This window comes from Streptomyces sp. NPDC048461, assembly GCF_055587105.1.
In genome coordinates this window covers 510,901-528,051 of the sequence record NZ_JBVJGW010000003.1, presented here as the reverse complement: position 1 = coordinate 528,051, position 17,151 = coordinate 510,901, and the positions used below count along the sequence as shown (strand labels likewise).

16 protein-coding genes are annotated in these 17,151 nt (G+C 72.7%); 5 read left to right on the top strand and 11 right to left on the bottom strand.

The features are described from left to right. Positions 1 to 9 precede the first annotated feature (9 nt). Positions 10 to 288 (bottom strand): GlsB/YeaQ/YmgE family stress response membrane protein, encoded by a 279-nt coding sequence (locus ACZ6S8_RS07985; RefSeq protein WP_469453496.1) that lies wholly within the window; start codon positions 286 to 288, stop codon positions 10 to 12. Positions 289 to 528: 240 nt separating this feature from the next. Here ACZ6S8_RS07985 and ACZ6S8_RS07980 point away from each other — a divergent pair, with 240 nt between their 5' ends. Continuing rightward, positions 529 to 807 carry a DUF3099 domain-containing protein gene (locus tag ACZ6S8_RS07980; protein WP_469453607.1) on the top strand — a complete coding sequence of 93 codons (279 nt, stop codon included), beginning with the start codon at positions 529 to 531 and terminating at the stop codon, positions 805 to 807. Positions 808 to 943: 136 nt separating this feature from the next. Beyond that, positions 944 to 1,210 carry a hypothetical protein gene (locus ACZ6S8_RS07975; RefSeq protein WP_469453494.1) on the top strand — a complete coding sequence of 89 codons (267 nt, stop codon included), beginning with the start codon at positions 944 to 946 and terminating at the stop codon, positions 1,208 to 1,210. A gap of 42 nt (positions 1,211 to 1,252) precedes the next feature. On the opposite strand, the gene moaA is transcribed toward ACZ6S8_RS07975, so the two are convergent. The 3 genes from moaA to ACZ6S8_RS07960 all read right to left on the bottom strand — a co-directional run bounded on the left by moaA (position 1,253) and on the right by ACZ6S8_RS07960 (position 4,413). Continuing rightward, positions 1,253 to 2,242 (bottom strand): GTP 3',8-cyclase MoaA, encoded by a 990-nt coding sequence (moaA, locus tag ACZ6S8_RS07970; protein ID WP_469453492.1) that lies wholly within the window; start codon positions 2,240 to 2,242, stop codon positions 1,253 to 1,255. A gap of 177 nt (positions 2,243 to 2,419) precedes the next feature. Then, a complete protein-coding gene (locus ACZ6S8_RS07965) occupies positions 2,420 to 4,048 on the bottom strand; it encodes a solute symporter family protein (RefSeq protein WP_469453491.1) in 1,629 nt (542 codons plus the stop codon). Beyond that, the gene (locus tag ACZ6S8_RS07960) at positions 4,045 to 4,413 is read right to left on the bottom strand and encodes a DUF485 domain-containing protein (RefSeq protein WP_469453490.1); all 369 of its coding nucleotides are present in this window, start codon (positions 4,411 to 4,413) and stop codon (positions 4,045 to 4,047) included. Before ACZ6S8_RS07960 ends, ACZ6S8_RS07965 begins: the two co-directional genes overlap by 4 nt. Before the next feature lie 258 nt (positions 4,414 to 4,671). Here ACZ6S8_RS07960 and ACZ6S8_RS07955 point away from each other — a divergent pair, with 258 nt between their 5' ends. After that, on the top strand, positions 4,672 to 6,225 hold the full coding sequence (locus ACZ6S8_RS07955; RefSeq protein WP_469453488.1) for a S8 family serine peptidase: 1,554 nt from the start codon (positions 4,672 to 4,674) through the stop codon (positions 6,223 to 6,225). Between the two features lie 139 nt (positions 6,226 to 6,364). On the opposite strand, the gene ACZ6S8_RS07950 is transcribed toward ACZ6S8_RS07955, so the two are convergent. From ACZ6S8_RS07950 to ACZ6S8_RS07920, 7 genes are all read right to left on the bottom strand, one after another. Next, positions 6,365 to 7,408: a zinc-dependent alcohol dehydrogenase family protein gene (locus ACZ6S8_RS07950; RefSeq protein ID WP_469453486.1), complete on the bottom strand. Its 1,044-nt coding sequence runs from the start codon at positions 7,406 to 7,408 to the stop codon at positions 6,365 to 6,367. Positions 7,409 to 7,435: 27 nt separating this feature from the next. After that, on the bottom strand, positions 7,436 to 8,140 hold the full coding sequence (locus tag ACZ6S8_RS07945) for a lysoplasmalogenase (protein WP_469453484.1): 705 nt from the start codon (positions 8,138 to 8,140) through the stop codon (positions 7,436 to 7,438). Next, positions 8,137 to 9,126, bottom strand: a complete 990-nt coding sequence (locus tag ACZ6S8_RS07940; RefSeq protein ID WP_469453482.1) for a sterol desaturase family protein — start codon at positions 9,124 to 9,126, stop codon at positions 8,137 to 8,139. Before ACZ6S8_RS07940 ends, ACZ6S8_RS07945 begins: the two co-directional genes overlap by 4 nt. Before the next feature lie 195 nt (positions 9,127 to 9,321). Then, complete coding sequence (locus tag ACZ6S8_RS07935; protein ID WP_469453480.1) at positions 9,322 to 10,545, bottom strand: amidohydrolase family protein; 1,224 nt, start codon at positions 10,543 to 10,545, stop codon at positions 9,322 to 9,324. Next, positions 10,542 to 11,846, bottom strand: coding sequence for an amidohydrolase family protein (locus ACZ6S8_RS07930; RefSeq protein ID WP_469453478.1), 1,305 nt, complete (start codon positions 11,844 to 11,846; stop codon positions 10,542 to 10,544). The genes ACZ6S8_RS07935 and ACZ6S8_RS07930 overlap by 4 nt, the downstream gene beginning before the upstream one ends. 10 nt (positions 11,847 to 11,856) lie before the next feature. Next, positions 11,857 to 12,741, bottom strand: coding sequence for an SDR family NAD(P)-dependent oxidoreductase (locus ACZ6S8_RS07925; protein ID WP_469453476.1), 885 nt, complete (start codon positions 12,739 to 12,741; stop codon positions 11,857 to 11,859). A 1-nt stretch (position 12,742) separates the two neighbouring features. Next, a complete protein-coding gene (locus tag ACZ6S8_RS07920) occupies positions 12,743 to 13,540 on the bottom strand; it encodes an acetoacetate decarboxylase family protein (protein ID WP_469453474.1) in 798 nt (265 codons plus the stop codon). A 112-nt stretch (positions 13,541 to 13,652) separates the two neighbouring features. Between ACZ6S8_RS07920 and ACZ6S8_RS07915 the strand changes: the two genes are divergently transcribed. Next, positions 13,653 to 14,309 carry a TetR/AcrR family transcriptional regulator gene (locus tag ACZ6S8_RS07915; protein WP_469453472.1) on the top strand — a complete coding sequence of 219 codons (657 nt, stop codon included), beginning with the start codon at positions 13,653 to 13,655 and terminating at the stop codon, positions 14,307 to 14,309. A gap of 152 nt (positions 14,310 to 14,461) precedes the next feature. Continuing rightward, positions 14,462 to 17,110, top strand: coding sequence for an MXAN_6230/SCO0854 family RING domain-containing protein (locus tag ACZ6S8_RS07910; RefSeq protein WP_469453470.1), 2,649 nt, complete (start codon positions 14,462 to 14,464; stop codon positions 17,108 to 17,110). Positions 17,111 to 17,151 lie beyond the last annotated feature (41 nt).

Sequence of the window (17,151 nt, the reverse complement as noted above, 5' to 3'; positions counted from 1 at the left end):
CTCGGTTCCTCAGGTCATCTGCCGCTTGTTGCCGCGGACCGCGTTGTAGAGCAGGTCGCCGAGGCCGACGATGAGGACCGCTCCGGCCAGTTGCAGCAGGTGCCGGATCCAGTCGATGCCCTTGGTGTCGTTGACGCCGATCCAGGTGGCGACGGCATTGCCGAGGACGGCGCCGATGATGCCGAAGATCGTGGTCAGCCAGAGGGGCTGGTGCTGCTTGCCCGGCAGGATGGCCCGGGCAATCAGGCCCAGCACGAAACCGACGATGATCGCCCACAACCAACTCATGTCGAGCCTCCTCCTGGCGCGTTGTGCGCACGTGCGCCCAGTCTCGGACAGTGCCGCGTACGACGCATTTCGGACAGGGCCGTCCGGGGGACACCCGCTCTCCCCACCCCGGGAGGGGCGGCGTACCGTGGGAGGGTCCGGACCGGGAGCGTCCGGCGGGTGATCGGGTGGTGGAGCGTGGAGCGGACCAAGCGGCAGAAGCGGAACGGGGCCGAGGTCTTCCGTATCACCGGAGCCCGGATGGGTCTCGCCGAGGACGTCCGGGGACGGCAGCGCCGGTACGTGATCTCGATGGTCATCCGGACCCTGTCGGTCATCGCGACGGTGGTGTTGTGGAACGTCCAGCGCCCCGTGGCGATCGTGACGCTCGTCGCCGGCGCGCTGCTGCCGTACATCGCCGTGGTCATCGCCAACGCGGGGCGGGAGTCGACGCCCTCGCTGCCCTCGCACTTCGTTCCGGCCCCCGTGCACCCCGCGCTGGACGCCGGAAAGCCCGCGAACGGCTCGGATCAATCGTGAAGTTCCGGTGCACTGCACCGGGTCCTGCGTGACATACTGCCTACGCGCTCCGCATCCCCCGTCGGAGCGACGGACCGACGCCGGGCAGCTCCCCCCGTGGCTGCTCGGCGTCGCCTTTCCGTTCTAGGGTTGAGCCGTGAACTTCCCCAGCTTTTCCGGCCCTGGATCCTCCGGCCCCGAGGCCGATTCCCCCACCTGCTCCGCCAAGGGCTGCCGCGACGCGGCCGTCTGGGTCCTGGCGTGGAACAACCCGAAGCTGCACGCGCCGGAGCGGCGCAAGACGTGGCTGGCGTGCGAGGAGCACCGCGAGCACCTGTCCCAGTTCCTGGGGGTGCGCGGCTTCCTCAAGGACGTCGTGAAACTCGACGAGTGGGTGCAGCCGGAGGGCTCGGAGCGGGCCTGACCCGCCCGGGCCTGACCCGCCGGGGGCTCAGCCGCCCGGGGCTCAGCCGCCGATCGCGGACATCGGGCGGTCGGGCTGGAGGAAGGACGGGTCGTCCAGACCGGAACCGGCCTTCTTCCCCCACATCGCGACCTTCCACAGCCGGGCGATCTCCTCGTCCGGGGCGCCCGAGCGCAGGGCGGCCCGCAGGTCGGACTCCTCGGTGGCGAACAGGCACGTGCGGATCTGGCCGTCGGCCGTGAGGCGGGTGCGGTCGCAGGCGCCGCAGAAGGGCCGGGTGACCGAGGCGATGACGCCGACGGTGGCCGGGCCGCCGTCGACGACCCAGCGCTCGGCCGGGGCGGAGCCGCGTTCGTCGGCGCCCTCCTCGGTGAGCGTGAAGCGGGTGCGCAGGGACGTGAGGATGTCCCCGGCGGTGATCATGCCGTCGCGCTTCCAGCCGTGCTGGGCGTCCAGCGGCATCTGCTCGATGAAGCGGAGTTCGTACGCGTTCTCGACGGCCCAGGCCAGCAGGTCGGGGGCCTCGTCGTCGTTGAGGCCGGGCATCAGGACCGCGTTGACCTTCACCGGGGTCAGGCCGGCGTCGCGGGCGGCGGCCATGCCGTCGATGACGTCCTTGTGCCGGTCGCGGCGGGTGAGGGTCTTGAAGACCTCGGGCCGCAGGGTGTCCAGGGAAACGTTCACTCGGTCCAGGCCGGCGGCCTTCAGGGCCTGCGCGGTGCGCTTGAGGCCGATTCCGTTCGTGGTGAGGGACATCCGGGGGCGCGGCTCCAGGGCCGCGCACCGCTCGACGATCCCGACCAGGCCGGGCCGCAGCAGCGGCTCGCCCCCGGTGAAGCGGACCTCGGTGATGCCGAGCAGGGTGACCGCGATGCGGATCAGCCGGACGATCTCGTCGTCACTCAGCAGATCGGACTTTCCGAGCCACTGCAGGCCCTCTTCGGGCATGCAGTAGGTGCAGCGGAGATTGCACCGGTCCGTGAGCGAGACGCGCAGGTCGGTGGCCACGCGGCCGTAGGTGTCGAGAAGCACTGTGGGCCCCCTCCCCTGTCCGGTTCAGTAGGGTTCGCGCAGCTGAGGACGTACCGCGTGCGCTGTATTCGAGCCTACGCGACACCGGTGACGTACAGGGGTGCCCGAAAGAACGAGACGCGGCGCGGCCGCGTCGTAGGGACGTACGACGCGGCCACGCTGGGTGTTCGGACGATCTCAGTGCGCCCCTGTTCCGGTCAGCGAGCGGACCTCCAGCTCGGCGAACTTCTGCGCGTCGGCCTTCTCCTTGGACAGGACCGTTCCCAGCCAGCCCAGCAGGAAGCCGAGCGGGATGGAGATGAGGCCGGGGTTCTCCAGGGGGAACCAGTAGAAGTCGGCGTCCTTGAACATCGAGGTGGGCTTCCCGGAGACGACCGGGGAGAACAGCACCAGGCCGACGGCCGAGATCAGGCCGCCGTAGATGGACCAGAGGGCCCCCTGGGTGGTGAAGCGCTTCCAGAAGAGGCTGTACAGGATCGTCGGCAGGTTGGCGGAGGCGGCGACCGCGAAGGCGAGCGCGACCAGGCCGGCCACGTTCAGGTCGCGGGCGAGGGCGCCCAGCCCGATGGCGACGGCGCCGATCACCACGGTGGACCAGCGGGCGGCGCGCACCTCCTCCTTCTCGGTGGCCTTGCCCTTGCGGATGACGTTGACGTACAGGTCGTGCGCGAAGGACGAGGAGGAGGCGAGGGTGAGGCCGGCGACCACGGCCAGGATGGTGGCGAAGGCGACCGCCGAGATCACGGCGAGCAGGACGGCGCCGCCGGTGGAGCCGGCGCCGCCGCCGATCTCCTGGGCGAGCAGGGGCGCCGCGGTGTTGCCCGCCTTGTTCGAGGCCAGGATGTCGGCCCGGTCGAGCAGGGCGGCGGCGCCGAAGCCGAGGGCGATGGTCATCAGGTAGAAGGCGCCGATGATGCCGATGGCCCAGTTCACGGACTTGCGGGCGGCCTTGGCCGTCGGGACGGTGTAGAAGCGGATCAGGATGTGCGGGAGTCCGGCGGTGCCGAGGACCAGGGCGAGGCCCAGCGAGATGAAGTCGAGCTTGGTCGTGGAGTCCTTGCCGTACTTCATGCCCGGTTCGAGGAACTTGGCGCCCTGTCCGCTGTTCTCCGCGGCCTTGCCCAGCAGCTCGGAGACGTTGAAGTTGAACTTGACCAGTACCAGCATCGTGATCAGCAGGGCGCCCGCGATCAGCAGGACCGCCTTGATCATCTGCACCCAGGTGGTGCCCTTCATGCCGCCGATGGTCACGTAGACGATCATCAGGATGCCGACCAGCGCGACCACGGCCACCTTGCCGCCGTCGCTGGTGATGCCGAGGAGCAGCGAGACGAGCACGCCCGCGCCGGCCATCTGGGCGAGCAGGTAGAAGATCGACACCACGATGGTGGAGGTGCCGGCGGCGGTCCGTACGGGGCGCTGGCGCATCCGGTACGCGAGGACGTCGCCCATCGTGTAGCGGCCGGAGTTGCGCAGCGGCTCGGCGACGAGCAGCAGGGCCACCAGCCAGGCGACGAGGAAGCCGATGGAGTACAGGAAGCCGTCGTAGCCGAAGAGGGCGATGGCTCCGGCGATGCCGAGGAACGAGGCGGCGGACATGTAGTCGCCGGAGATCGCGAGGCCGTTCTGGAAGCCGGTGAACTGGCGGCCGCCCGCGTAGAAGTCGGCGGCGCTCTTGGTCTGGCGGCCGGCCCACACGGTGATGATCAGGGTGGCGACGACGAACAGGCCGAACAGGGTGATGATCAGCGGCCGGTGCTCGGTGGCGCCCGCGGCGGTCGTGGTCAGGTGGAGGGCGCTGCTCATTCTCCGGCCTCCATACGGGACTTGATCGCGAGGGCCTTGGGGTCGAGCTTGGTGGCGGCGTGCCGCGAGTACAGCCAGGCGATCAGGAAGGTCGTGGCGAACTGGGCGAGGCCGAGGACGAGGCCCACGTTGATGTTCCCGAAGAGCTCGGTCCCCATGAAGTCGGCCGCGTAGCTGCAGAGCAGGACGTACAGCAGGTACCAGGCGATGAAGGCCACGGTGAGCGGGAAGGCGAACGAGCGGAAGGAGCTGCGCAGTTCTCCGAACTCGGCGCTGTCCTGGACGCGCGTGAACTCCTCGGCCGTGGGGGCCGCCGGGGGCGCGCCCTCGGCCTCCGGTGGTGGCGCTGCTGCTTCGGTGGTCACGGGGGGCTCTCCTTGCGGCGCGGGTGCGGTCGGAACGACGGACAAAACAACCTCCGTGCGAGGGGGACGGTGACGCTGATCCCCCCTGACAACGGCACGGGCGGCGCGGCGGGACGGTTCAACACCCAATGTTTCTTTAGGGACTGGTTTCTCGAACTGATGGCGCAGAAGGGAACAGCGGCACTAGGTTTCTGTGTCATGAACCCGTCCGACGCAACCGCGTCAGGGCGGCTTTTTCACGGATGATGTGGAGAACCCATGGCGCATCTGGGGTCGCGTACCGCTCGGAAGCACGGCCGCCTGGCCGTTCCGGTCGGCCTGGCGCTCACCGCCTCGCTCGCCTTCATGCCCTCGATCGCCGCCTCGGCGGCGCCGCTGGGCAACACGGCGGCCACGGCGGCGGCTTCGAAGCCCGACACCTCCGGGCCCAAGCTGTCGTACGTGGCGAACCTGACCTCGTACGGCACGGTGAAGCAGGCGAAGAAGGCCATCGAGCGGGCCGGCGGCACGGTGGTGACGTCCCACCCGCAGATCGGGGTCGTCGTCGCCCACTCCCAGAACCCGGAGTTCGCCAAGCAGCTGCGGGCCCAGCGCAGCCTCTTCGTGTCGGTCGGCGCCACCCGTACGGCCCCGCTGACGACGGTGCAGACCACCGAGGAGGGCACCACCCAGCGGCTGAGCGCGGCGGACGCCGCCAAGGCCGCGGCGACGGCCGCGCCGGGGCAGGAGCCGCTGGAGTCCAACCAGTGGGACCTGCGGGCGATCAAGGCCGACCAGGCGCACAAGATCAACGACGGCAGCCGGAACGTCACGGTGGGCGTCATCGACACGGGCGTGGACGACACCCACCCCGACCTCGCGGCGAACTTCTCCAAGAAGCAGTCCGCCAACTGCGTCGGCGGCGTCGCGGACACCTCCGAGGGCGCCTGGCGCCCGTACGTCGACGGCAGCGACCACGGCACGCACGTGGCCGGCACCATCGGGGCCCCCCGCAACGGCGTGGGCGTCAGCGGTGTCGCGCCGGGCGTGCAGATCGCCGCGATCAAGGTGAGCGAGCCGGCGACGAGCCTGTTCTACACCGAGGCCGTCGTCTGCGGCTTCATGTTCGCCGCCGAGAAGGGGATCGAGGTGACCAACAACAGCTACTACGTCGACCCCTGGTACTTCAACTGCAAGACGGACGACGACCAGAAGGCGCTGGTGGAGGCCCTCACCCGGGCGAGCAAGTACGCCGAGCGCAAGGGCGTGCTGAACGTCGCCGCGGCCGGCAACGAGAACTTCGACCTCTCGGCCGACTCGATCACCGACGAGACCAGCCCCAACGACACCACCCCGGTGCCGCGCACCATCGACCCGCGCGTCTGCCTCGACGTCCCGACGCAGCTGCCGGGCGTCGTGACGGTGACCGCGACCGGTGACAAGGGCTTCAAGTCCTACTACTCCAGCTACGGCCTCGGAGTCGCGGACGTCTCGGCCCCCGGCGGCGACAAGTGGCAGGTCCCGGCCACCCCGGACGCCAACGGCCGCGTCCTGTCCACCGTTCTCGGCGGCGGCTACGGCTACAAGCAGGGCACCTCCATGGCGACCCCGCACGTCGCGGGCGTCGCGGCGCTGCTGAAGAGCGCGCACCCGAAGGCCACGCCCGCGCAGCTGCAGACGATGCTCAAGGGCCAGGCCGCCAAGACGGCCTGCCCGGCGCAGGTCTACGACGCCACGGGCGTCCTGATCGACGCCACCACCTGCGAGAGCAAGTGGGGTCAGACGGGCTACTACGGCCACGGCGTGGTCGACGCGCTGAAGGCCGTCAAGTAGCACGCACGGCGCTGCCCGGTACGTGAGAGGGCCGGGCGGGGGTCTCCCCCGCCCGGCCCTCCCGCACGTCCGGCGGGCTCCCGCACGTCCGGCGGGCTCCCGCACGGCGTCTGGCGCCGCCCCGCCCCGCGCCCCGGCGTCAGGCCTTGATCAGGACCTTCAGCGCGGAGCGGTCGTCCATCGCGCGGTAGCCGTCCGGGACCCCGTCCAGGGTCACCGCCCGGTCGAAGACCGGAGCCGGGTCGATCGCGCCGCTGAGCACGTCCTCCAGCAGCTCCGGGATGTACGCCCGGACGGGGGCGACACCGCCGCGCAGGGTGATGTTGCGGTCGAACATGACACCGAGGTCGAGGCCGGTGCCGCTGCCGTGCGGGACGCCGACGTAGCCGACCGCCCCGCCGTCGCGGGTGATGTTCACGGCGGTGCGCATGGACTCCTCGGTGCCGACCGCCTCGATGACCGCGTGCGCGCCCCGGCCGCCGGTGAGCTCGCGCACGGCGGCCTCGGCGGCCTCGCCGCGCTCGGCGACGACGTCGGTGGCCCCGAAGAGCTTGGCGATGTCCGTACGGGCGGTGTGCCGGCCCAGCGCGATGATCCGCTCGGCGCCCAGGCGCCTGGCGGCGAGGACCCCGCACAGGCCGACCGCGCCGTCGCCGACGACGGCGACGGTGGAGCCGGGGCGCACGCCCGCGCCCAGCGCGGCGTGGTGCCCGGTGCCCAGGACGTCGGAGAGCGCGAGCAGCCCGGTCAGCAGGTGGTCGTCGGAGGCGGCCTCGGCGGGCAGCTTCACCAGGGTGCCGTCGGCGTGCGGTACGCGGACGGCTTCGCCCTGCCCGCCGTCGTGGCCGACCGAGCCCCAGAAGCCGCCGTGCTCGCAGGACGTGTAGAGGCCCTCGACGCAGAAGTCGCAGGTGCCGTCGGACCACATGAAGGGCGCGACGACCAGGTCGCCCGCGCGCAGGCCGGACACGGCCGGGCCGGTCTCCTCCACGACGCCGAGGAACTCGTGGCCGATGCGCTGGCCGGGCTGACGCGCGGCCTCGCCCCGGTAGGCCCAGAGGTCGCTGCCGCAGATGCAGGAGCGCAGGACGCGGACGACGGCGTCCTCGGGACGCCGGATCGAGGCGTCGGGCACCTCCTCCACGCGGATGTCGTGCGGGGCGTGGATGACGGTGGCGCGCATGGTGGTGCAGTCCTCCGGCTCAGGGGCTCAGTCTTGTATGACTTCCCTACGGTACGCCTGCCCCGCTGCCAGGACGCCCGTGGCCAGGAGGTACTGGGCGGCCAGGTAGGTGGCCATGATCCAGAAGTCCGGGCGGGGCGGCTGGGGCCACTCGGCGACCCCGGTGGCGATGAGGGTGTCGGAGAGCAGGAACAGCGCGCCGCCGAGTCCGGCCCGCAGGCCCAGCGCGCCGGAGCGCAGCGCCATGGCGGTGAGCAGCAGGCTGTAGCCGGCGACGGGGATGCGCAGGTCCGCGGGGAGGTCGCCCCACATCAGGCCGACGGTGCCGAGGAGGGCGAGCGCGTACCCGCCCGCGAGCAGCGGGTTCGCCGGCCGCCGGCCGAACAGCACGAGGTAGCAGACGTGTCCGGCGGCGAAGGAGCCCATGCCGACGAGGAAGGCCGCCTCCGCGTCGAAGAGCAGGGCCAGGTCCCCGCCCCACCCGAACAGCAGGGCCGCGACCAGCAGCCGGGGCGCGCCGCGGGTGAGCGCGTACGCGACGAGCAGCGGCATCAGCAGCGGCTTGAAGACCAGGTGCCCGGGGTCCCAGCCGGCGAGGAGGGAGCCGAGGTCGGCGGCGGTGGCGAGGGCGAACCCGGCGAGGGCGGCCCGGCCGAGCCGGTCCCGCCCGGCGGGCGCCCGGCCGGCGGCCCAGGCGGGGGCCGGCCGGCCGGCCGACTCTGCGGTGCTCACGCGGTGGTCTCCCGTACGGGCTGGGGGGCGTCGGCGGCGTCGGTCGCCTGGACGGGGAACGCGACCGGACTGCCGGCCGGGGCGGGGGCGGGGGCGGGGGCCGCGGAGGCGACGGCGGAGGCGGCCGGGGCCGGGGCCGGGGCCGGGGAGCCGGCCGGGGCCGGCTGCCAGCCCGGGCCGCCGAAGACGCGGCCGGCCCGCTCGCGCCAGCTTTCGGCGGCGCGGACGTCCCGGGCGATGGAGGCGTACTCGTGGGTGGCCACGCGCAGCGGGTTGTAGGTGCTGATGTTCTTGGTGAGGCCGAAGACCGGCTTGTCCCCCTCCCCCACCCACGAGCCGAACATCCGGTCCCAGACGATCAGGATCCCGCCGAAGTTGCGGTCCAGGTACCCGCCCTGGGAGGCGTGGTGGACGCGGTGGTGGGAGGGGGTGTTGAAGACGTACTCGACCGGCCGCGGCAGCTTGCCGATGCGCTCGGTGTGGATGCCGAACTGGTAGACGAGGTTGACCGAGTAGCAGAAGGCCACGGCGGCCGGGTGGACGCCGAGGGCGATCATCGGCAGGTAGAACGGCCAGGAGGTCCAGCTGGTCCAGGGCTGGCGCAGGGCGGTGGTGAGGTTGAACTTGCGGCTGCTGTGGTGCACGACGTGGCAGGCCCACAGGATGCGGATCACGTGGTGGCCGCGGTGCTGCCAGTAGTAGAGGAAGTCCTGCGCGAGCAGCATCAGCAGGACGGTCCACCACAGCACGGGGACGCGCAGGGGGGTCAGCTCGTAGACCGCCGCGTAGATCAGGGCGATCGGGATCTTCCAGAGGAAGTCGAAGACGAGGCTGCCGATCCCCATGCCGAGGCTGGTGACGGCGTCCTTGGTCTCGTACCCGGCGGCGTCCTCGTCGGGATGGATCCGGTAGCTCACCAACTCCACGACGGTGAGCAGCACGAAGGCTGGTATGGACCACAGCACGACATCGGGCAGGTTCGGCATGACCGCACCATAGAGGCGGCCTCACGGGCGCCGCTAGAGGTTGTTACCGATCGGTATCCATCGGTGTTACCGACGGTTCACCCGACGGCGCGGCAGGGCGGGTCCCCGGCGCGGGGGCCCCGGGTCCCGGCCGGCCCGGCGCAGGGGCCCCGGGCCGTCCCGGGCCCGGGACCCCCGCGCCGGACCGACCCGGTGTCACCAGACGCGGACCGAACCGCCGCGGGCGAAGGCCGGACTGGTGGCCTGCGGGGGGACCTCCGTCAGCGGCTCGGCGATCTCCGAGACCAGCGGGCCGTGCTCGGCGGCCAGCGCGTCCAGGAGGGCGAGGTCGAAGCCGTAGACGCGGGCGGCGTTGCCGCCGACCATCGCCGCGACCTCCTCGCGCGGGAGGCCGGCGTACGCGATCCGCAGGCCCTCGCGGGAGAACGGGGCGGTGCCCTCGTCGTGGGGGTAGTCGCTGCCCCACATGATCTTGTCGAGGCCGATCCGGTCCCGCAGCGGGACCTCGTGGGGGCGCATGAAGCTCGCGCCCACGAAGCAGTTGTCCCGCCACACCTCGCTCGGGCCCTTGCCCATGGAGTCGGCGAGGCCCGCGCCGAACTTGGACTCGGCGGTGGCCGAGGCCGCGACCAGGCGGCCGTGGTAGTAGTCCAGCATCTGCATCACGCCCGGGATCCAGCCGGAGCCCTGTTCCGTCAGGACCAGCCTCAGGCCCGGGTGCCGGCGGAAGGCGCCGCCGAAGATGAGGTGCCACAGGGCCCGGTGCGAGAACCAGGTCGTCTCCACCATGAAGACGGCCCGCGCGGCCGGTTCGTCGCCGAGCGGCGGGGACGCCGAGCCGCCGTGGTGGTTGACCGGGACGTCCAGCTCGTCGCAGACCGCCCAGATCGGGTCGTACGCGGCCGAGTAGAGCTCGGGGACCCCGCTGCCGGGCGGGGCGCCCGGCAGCAGGATGCCGCCCGTCAGGCCGGCCTCCTTCGTACGGCGGATCTCCTTCACCGCCTCCCCGACGTCGTTCAGCAGGATCTGCGCGACGCCCGCCCGCCGGCCCGGGGCGTCCGCGCAGAAGTCCGCCAGCCAGCGGTTGTGGGCCTGGAGGCCGGCCCAGCGCAGGGTGAACTCCCCGGCCGTCGGGGGCTGGGCCATCAGGGAGGCGTTGGGGAAGAACGGCGGGATGGTGTTGGGGAAGAGGACCTCCGCGACGATCCCGTCGGCCTCCATCTCGGCCAGCCGGCGCCGGGAGTTCCAGTTGCGGTCCGCCGTGTCCGCGAGCAGGTCCTCGTACGGATTGGTGTACGCGGCCGCCCAGGCGTCGAACTCGTCGTGGTGGCGCTTCTCCAGGTACGGCTTGTAGTCCAGCAGGTCGGCGCCCGCGTGGCAGTCCGCCGAGATGACGGTGTACCGGTCCGCCGCGCTCACGGGTTCACCCCCAGCACCGGGAAGTCGTGCTCGGTCAGCCAGTGCCGGCCCACCTCCCGGGAGCGGGACCAGGAGGCCTCCACCGCCCCTTGGTCGGCGCTCTGACCCAGGTCGGCCGGGGTGGGGCCGATCCGGCGGGCGATCGGGGCGAGCGCGTCCGTGTCGAAGCCGAAGACCTCCGCGGCCGACAGGCCGAGCATCCGGCGGGTCTCGGAGACCGGGATGTCGTGGAAGGTGTTCCGCAGCCAGGCCCGGGTGTTCGGCCAGGTGCCCTCGGGGTGCGGGAAGTCCGAGCCCCACAGGATGTTGTCCACGCCGATCTCGTAGCGCTGCGCCAGCTCCCGCCGCTTGGTGTTCGTGGCGCAGACGAACACCTGCCGGTCCAGGTACTCGCTGGGCGGGCGCTTCAGTTCCTCGAACGGCGAGAGCTTCTTGCCGCCGTGGGCGCCGAGGTAGAGGCGGTCCATGAACCACAGCTGGTTCGGCAGCCACCAGCAGCCCGATTCCGCGACGCCGAACCTGAGGCCCGGGTGCCGCTCGAAGACGCCCGACCAGAGCAGGAACCACAGCGGGCGGGCCGGCCACCAGGTGACCTCGGAGACGAAGATGCCCAGGTGGTCGCCGTACTCGTGGCGCGGGGAGGAGCCGGAGTGGGTGACGATCGGCATCCGCGTCTCGGCCGCCGCCGCCCACACCGGGTCGTAACGGCGGTCGTGGTAGGGCGCCTTGTCGACCCACATCGCGGGGATCATCAGCGCGCCCAGCCCGGACTCCTTGGCCCGGTGGATCTCCGCGACGACCTTGTCCGGCTCGCCCGTGATGGGGAGCAGGGCGACGCCGCAGTGGCGCGCCGCGTTCTTGCCGGCCCCGGCGCCGACGAACTCGGCCAGCCACCGGTTGTGCGCCTGCGCGCCCGCCATGCCGAGTTCGGGGTCCTGGTCGCCGGAGAGGCCGAGGCCCACCCCGAAGGGGGCCGCGGTCTGGCTGTCGACGGCGTCCGCGTCGGGGAAGACGACCTCGCCGGCCACGCCGTCGCCGTCGAGTTCCTTCAGCCGCTGTCCGGTGTCCCAGCCGCCCTTGAGGCCTTCCTCGTGGTCGCGGAACCACTTCTCCGCGAAGGCCTCGTTGCGCACGCCGAGGCGGGTGGCCTCCGCGCGGCGGGCGTCGCGCTGGCCGAGGAACTCGTCGAACCGGGCGTGGAAGCGGGAGTCGAGGTACGGGCGGTACTGCTCGGTCGGCAGGCCCGCGTGGCAGTCGGAGGAGATGATCAGGTACGGGTCTTCACGGGTGTCGTCAGGCACGGCGGGCCCCTCAGTCGAGGATGAAGCTTTCCAGGTAGGCGGGGTTGGCGCGGTCGAGCATCGACTGCGACCGGGCGCGGATCTGCCGGTCGCTGTGCGCGCTCGCCGGGAGCATCCAGAAGCGGTCGGCGCGGATGCCGTCGACGACGTGCTCGGCGACGTCCTCGACGGGGGTGAACTCCACGGCGTGCCCGGCCTGCCTCATGGCGGCCTCGTACTGGTCGAGGCTGCGGTACGGGGACTTGCGCGGGCGCTCCTTCGCGTACCGGTCGGGCCGGTTGCGGTGGGACTCCCACAGGCCGGTGCGCAGCATGTGCGGTCCGGGGAAGAGGACGGAGGCGCCGATGTCCGCGCCCTCCGCCTTGAGGTGGGCGTACAGCGACTCGGTCATCGTGACCACGGCCGCCTTGGTGACGGCGTACACGGAGGCGGTGGGCAGCGGGGCGATGCCGCCGTCGCCGGAGGAGGTGTTGACGACGTGGCCGGGGCCGCCGGCCGCGATCATGCGCGGGACGAAGGCCTGGATGCCGTGGAAGACGCCCCAGACGTTGACGGAGAAGGCCCACTTCCAGTCGTTGGGCTCGTGCTCCCACATCCGGCCCTCGGCTCCGGAGCCGACGCCCGCGTTGTTGCAGAGCACGTGGACGGCGCCGAAGGCCCCGTACGCGGCGTCCGCGAGGGAGAGCACCGAGTCGCGGTCGCTGACGTCGACGGCCCGGGCCCGTACCTCGGCCCCGTCCTCGGCGAGTTCGCCGGCGGCCTTGTGCAGGGCGCCCTCCTCCACGTCGGCGAGGACCACCTTCAGGCCCTCGGCGGCGAAGCGGCGGGCCATCGCGAGGCCGATGCCGCTCGCGGCGCCGGTGACGACGGCCACCTGTCCCGGTTCGAGCCGCATCTCAGACGCTCCCCTCGGGCGGGCCGTCGAGGATCTGCAGGGGGTCGTCGTAGCGCTGGTGGATGTACGGGAGCAGGGCCTGCGCGCTGACCCGCTCGACGACCCGGCCCCGCTGGTCGGTGGTCTTCTCGCCGATGGTGATCTCCACGATCCGCAGGACGGGGAGGTCGGCGACGGGGTCGAACATCGACTCCCGCAGCACCACGTCGCCGGTGATGTGCTCCAGCTTGCGGACCCTCTCGTTGCGCGTGCAGTGGACGAGGACCGGGTCGGCGTCGAAGCCCGAACCGTCGACCGCGGGCGAGAACTTGAAGTAGAAGTCGGTCTTGCGGGTCGGTTCGGGCAGCGGCAGCGCGCGGTCCACCGCCCCGCGGACCTCGACGAACGCGATGCCGTGCCGGGCGAGCGCGGCCCGGACCACGAGGCCGTCGCGCTCGACGGTGACCTCGCCCAGCTTCTTCGGCTCGCCGAAGACCTCGCGCCCGCCGATCAGGGCGCGCTCGTGGGTCATCGGCATGACCAGCGGGTACCAGCCCTCGACGCCGCCGTGCCGGGCGGCGACGGCCACCGAGCCCGCGCCGAGCGGGTATCCGGGCAGGTCGACCTGGCTGATGTTGGCCCGCACCAGGGGCCGGCCGGCCGGCTCCAGCGGGGGCGGGAGGACCGCCGCCACCACGTCGGGGTCGCTCTCCCAGACCGCCACCACGCCGGTGGACCAGATGTCGGGGAGCTTGGAGCTCTTCTCGCGCGACGCCGCGATCTCGGCCTCGGTCCGCGCTCCGTACCGTACGCGTGCCATCTCTCGCACCACCCTTCGGTCGGTTCTGTAACACAGTTACACCGCCGCCGATGAAGGGTAAATACCCTTGCATGCAACAGAACTGACGGATCAACAGATGGGCGATACGGGGATGGCCAGAAGCACACTGACCCGGGTGGAGGTCCTGGAAGCCGCCTCGCGCCTGGTCAGACAGCACGGTCCGGACGCCCTCACCATGCGCAAGCTCGCCGCCGAGCTGGGCACCGCGGTCACCTCCATCTACTGGCACGTCGGCAACCGCGAGTCCCTGCTGGACGCCCTCGTGGAGCGGACCGTCGAGGAGATGGGCGCGATCCGTCCGGCCGGACGCACCCCCGGCGCCCGCATCCTGTCGGTGGCCCGGATCCTGCGCCGCGAACTGCGGGCGCGGCCGCACCTGATCGCGATGGTCCACGAACGCGGGCTCACCGAGCGGATGTTCCTGCCCGCACAGCAGGCCCTCGTGCACGAGGTGCACGCCGCCGGACTGCGCGGCGCGCGGGCGGCCGACGCGGTGCGCGTGATCCAGTTCCAGGTCATCGGCTTCCTGCTGGTCGAGCGCAACCGCGAACGCTCCCCCGCCCAGTCCCCCGCCGAGAGCGATCTCTGGGACCCGGCCGCCGCGCCCCGCGACCCCGCCCTCGCCCGGGCCCTGGCCCGCCCGGCCGATCCGGAGCGGATCTTCCTGCTGTCGGTGCGGTCCCTGGTCACGGCGCTGCTCCCGGAGGCCGCCGGGCCCCCCGGTCGAGCCGCCGGACCCCGCCGTTAATTCGGTTGGCACGCTCCGGCGCCCGTGGTTGTATCTGCGGCGCGGGGGCGGCTCCGCGGAGTGCTTCCTTCTCGACCTCCTTCGAAAACCCGTAGCGCGCCCCCTCTCCGCCCCCGCCCCTCTCCCTTCCCCGTTCCGGAGGAATCCCCCCTTTGCCCGAGCTGTCGACCGTCCTGCTGCGCCGTCTCCAGACCGTGTACGTCGACCAGGCCGGGCCGCGCCCCGGCGACCCCCCGACGGACGGGGGCCTGATGGCCCTGGAGGCCGAACTCCTCGACCGGGGACACGCCCTGACGCCGCCGCTGCGGTCGGCCCTCGCCTGGCTCGGCCCCACCGGACTCGCCCGGGCCGGTGCGCAGCTGGTCGGTGACATCGACGTCCTGCTGGGGTCCGACCGCACCCACATGCCACTGTTCCGCACCTTCCCCGCCTCCGTGCCGGACGACATGTACGGACTGTGGGTCGACCGGGTCCTGGCCCTCCTCCTCCAGTGGCCGGACCAGCCGTGCGTGCGGTGCGCGAACCCCGGCAGCGTCCACCCCGTCGCGCCCTGCGCCCATCTGGTCTGCCGGAGCTGCTGGGACGGCTCCGTGTACACGGGCTGTCCGGTCTGCCACGGCCGCGTCGACCCCGGCGACCCGTTCCTGCGCCTCCCGCCGGAGCCGGCTCCGGCCGCGGAGGACGGCACGGGCCCCCGCGGCACAGGCGCCGCGGACGGCGGCGACCCGGACGACGGCACCTCCGCGGGCCCGCTGCGGCTGCTCCGGTTCGGCACCGACCGCCCCGCCGACTGCGTCACCGCCCTCGGCCGGCTGCTCGCGCGCCGCACCCCGCTCTCCCCGCACGACGTCGAGGAGACCCGGGTGCTGCTCGCCCACGCCCCCGCCGGGCTCGGCTGGCTCCCGGACGACATCCCCGTACGGGAGACCAAGGCACTGGTGCTGGGCACCCTGCTGCGCGAGCGCCGCACCCGCGAGGCCGTGCGCGCCCTGCTGCCCGCGCGGCTCACCACCGCCACCGACGTCCTGCGGCTGCTCGCCGTGTGGTCCGGCGGCGAGGCGAACCTGCTGGAACCGCCGCGCGTACGGTCCCTGCCGCGCCCCCTGCGCCGTGAACTCCTCGGCGTCCTGGACGCGCTGGACCCGGCCGACCTGGTCGAGGACGTCCTGCGCCACCCCGATCCGTGGAAGCGGGCCGCCGAGATCCTGCACCCCTTCGAGGGGCACGCGCGCCACCCGCGCGCCGCGCTGGCCTTCGCCGTGCTGCGCGGGACCGACACCCGGGGCACCGCCCTGGGCGCGGCCCTGCTCGCCACGGCCGCCGCGCACCCGCACGCCGTCCGCGCCGACGGCCCGCTCCTGCGGGCGGCCACCTGGAAGGGCCGCGCCGAGGAGGCCCTGCGGCACCCGGACCCGGACCGGGCGCTCGCCGTGCTCGCCGAACGGCCGGGGGAACTCGTACGCCGCCTGGACCACCTGCTGCGGCGGTACGCGGCGGACACGCTGCCCCCGCAGGTCGCCCGGGTCCTGGAGGAGCGGCTGCCGAAGGCCGGGCCCGGACCCGTGCTGTCCGCGCTCGGTCGGCTGCGCGTCCGCCATCTCCCGGGCTCCCGGCGGGTGTTCTTCCCCCGCGGACAGGTCGCCCTGTCCTACACCCGGGACGAGGACCGCGCCCCCTTCCCGGAGGCCGTGACCCGGTCGGTGTGCGAGGTGTTCGAGCGGGAGGTGCTGCGCCGGCTGTCCGCGGCGGAGCCGTACGACATGGCGGTGCTCGACACGCGCCTCGCCCACCTGAACGTCCCGTCGACCGAGCGGGCCGCGGCCAAGGCGCTGGTCACCGTCCCCAAGGGCAGCTTCCAGGCCCTGCCCGACGGTCAGGTGCTGCGCATGTTCCTGCACTGGACGCAGCCGCCGCGCAAGCGGGTGGACCTGGACCTGTCGGTGGCGCTGTTCGACGCGGACTGGAACCACGTGGGCGTGTGCGACTACACGCGCCTCGTGTACGGCGGTGGCGCCGTCGTCCACTCCGGGGACCTCACCTCCGCCCCCGCCCCCGCGGGGGCGAGCGAGTACGTCGACATCGACCTGGACGCGCTGGCCGACACCGGGGTGCGCTTCGCCGTACCGGTCGTCTTCAGCTACAACAACATCCCCTTCGAGCTGCTGCCCGACGCCTTCGCCGGGTTCATGGCGCTGCCTTCCCGCTCCGGGCGGACCGCCCGCTACGACCCGCGGACGGTGCGCCAGCGCTACGACCTGGTCGGCAGTTCCCGGATCCACGTGCCGCTCCTCGTCGACCTCGAACGGCGCGGCTTCCTGTGGACCGACGTCCACCTTCCGGACGACGAGGGCTTCCACAGCGTCGCGGCGCACGGCTCCGACCTGGCGCGCATCGGCCGGGACCTGTTCCAGTACTTCTCCACCGGCCGCACCACCCTGTGGAAGCTGGCCGGCTGGCACGCGGCGGCGCGCTGCCGGGACGTCGCCGTGCTGCGCCGCACGCCCCGGCCGGACGACCCGGACGAGCTGTGGACGTACCGGCGCCGGGCCGGCGAGGACACCGCCGGGTTCGCCGCCCGGCTGGTCGGCCTGGGCGAGCCGGACGCCCGGGAGACCTCCGACCGGGTCGCGGCGCTCGCCGGCGCCGCCGCTTCCGGGCGGTCGGTGTTCCTCGCGCTGGTGGACGGCGAGGTGGTGCCGACCGGGGCGAGCGGCTCGGTATACCGGTTGCTGCCGGGGCCCGTTGATGGCTGTGGGCTCGAACAGCTCGCCGCGGGCGACCTGGTCGCCGCCCTGGGCTGAGCGCCTCCCGGCGCCCGCGCCCACCAGCCGCGGACACGGCT

Coding starts and splice junctions, on each gene's coding strand:
- ACZ6S8_RS07985 (WP_469453496.1), bottom strand. CDS start 288: ATGAGTTGGTTGTGGGCGATCATCGTCGGTTTCGTGCTGGGCCTGATT.
- ACZ6S8_RS07980 (WP_469453607.1), top strand. CDS start 529: ATGGGTCTCGCCGAGGACGTCCGGGGACGGCAGCGCCGGTACGTGATC.
- ACZ6S8_RS07965 (WP_469453491.1), bottom strand. CDS start 4,048: ATGAGCAGCGCCCTCCACCTGACCACGACCGCCGCGGGCGCCACCGAG.
- ACZ6S8_RS07955 (WP_469453488.1), top strand. CDS start 4,672: ATGGCGCATCTGGGGTCGCGTACCGCTCGGAAGCACGGCCGCCTGGCC.
- ACZ6S8_RS07950 (WP_469453486.1), bottom strand. CDS start 7,408: ATGCGCGCCACCGTCATCCACGCCCCGCACGACATCCGCGTGGAGGAG.
- ACZ6S8_RS07940 (WP_469453482.1), bottom strand. CDS start 9,126: ATGCCGAACCTGCCCGATGTCGTGCTGTGGTCCATACCAGCCTTCGTG.
- ACZ6S8_RS07925 (WP_469453476.1), bottom strand. CDS start 12,741: ATGCGGCTCGAACCGGGACAGGTGGCCGTCGTCACCGGCGCCGCGAGC.
- ACZ6S8_RS07920 (WP_469453474.1), bottom strand. CDS start 13,540: ATGGCACGCGTACGGTACGGAGCGCGGACCGAGGCCGAGATCGCGGCG.
- ACZ6S8_RS07915 (WP_469453472.1), top strand. CDS start 13,653: ATGGCCAGAAGCACACTGACCCGGGTGGAGGTCCTGGAAGCCGCCTCG.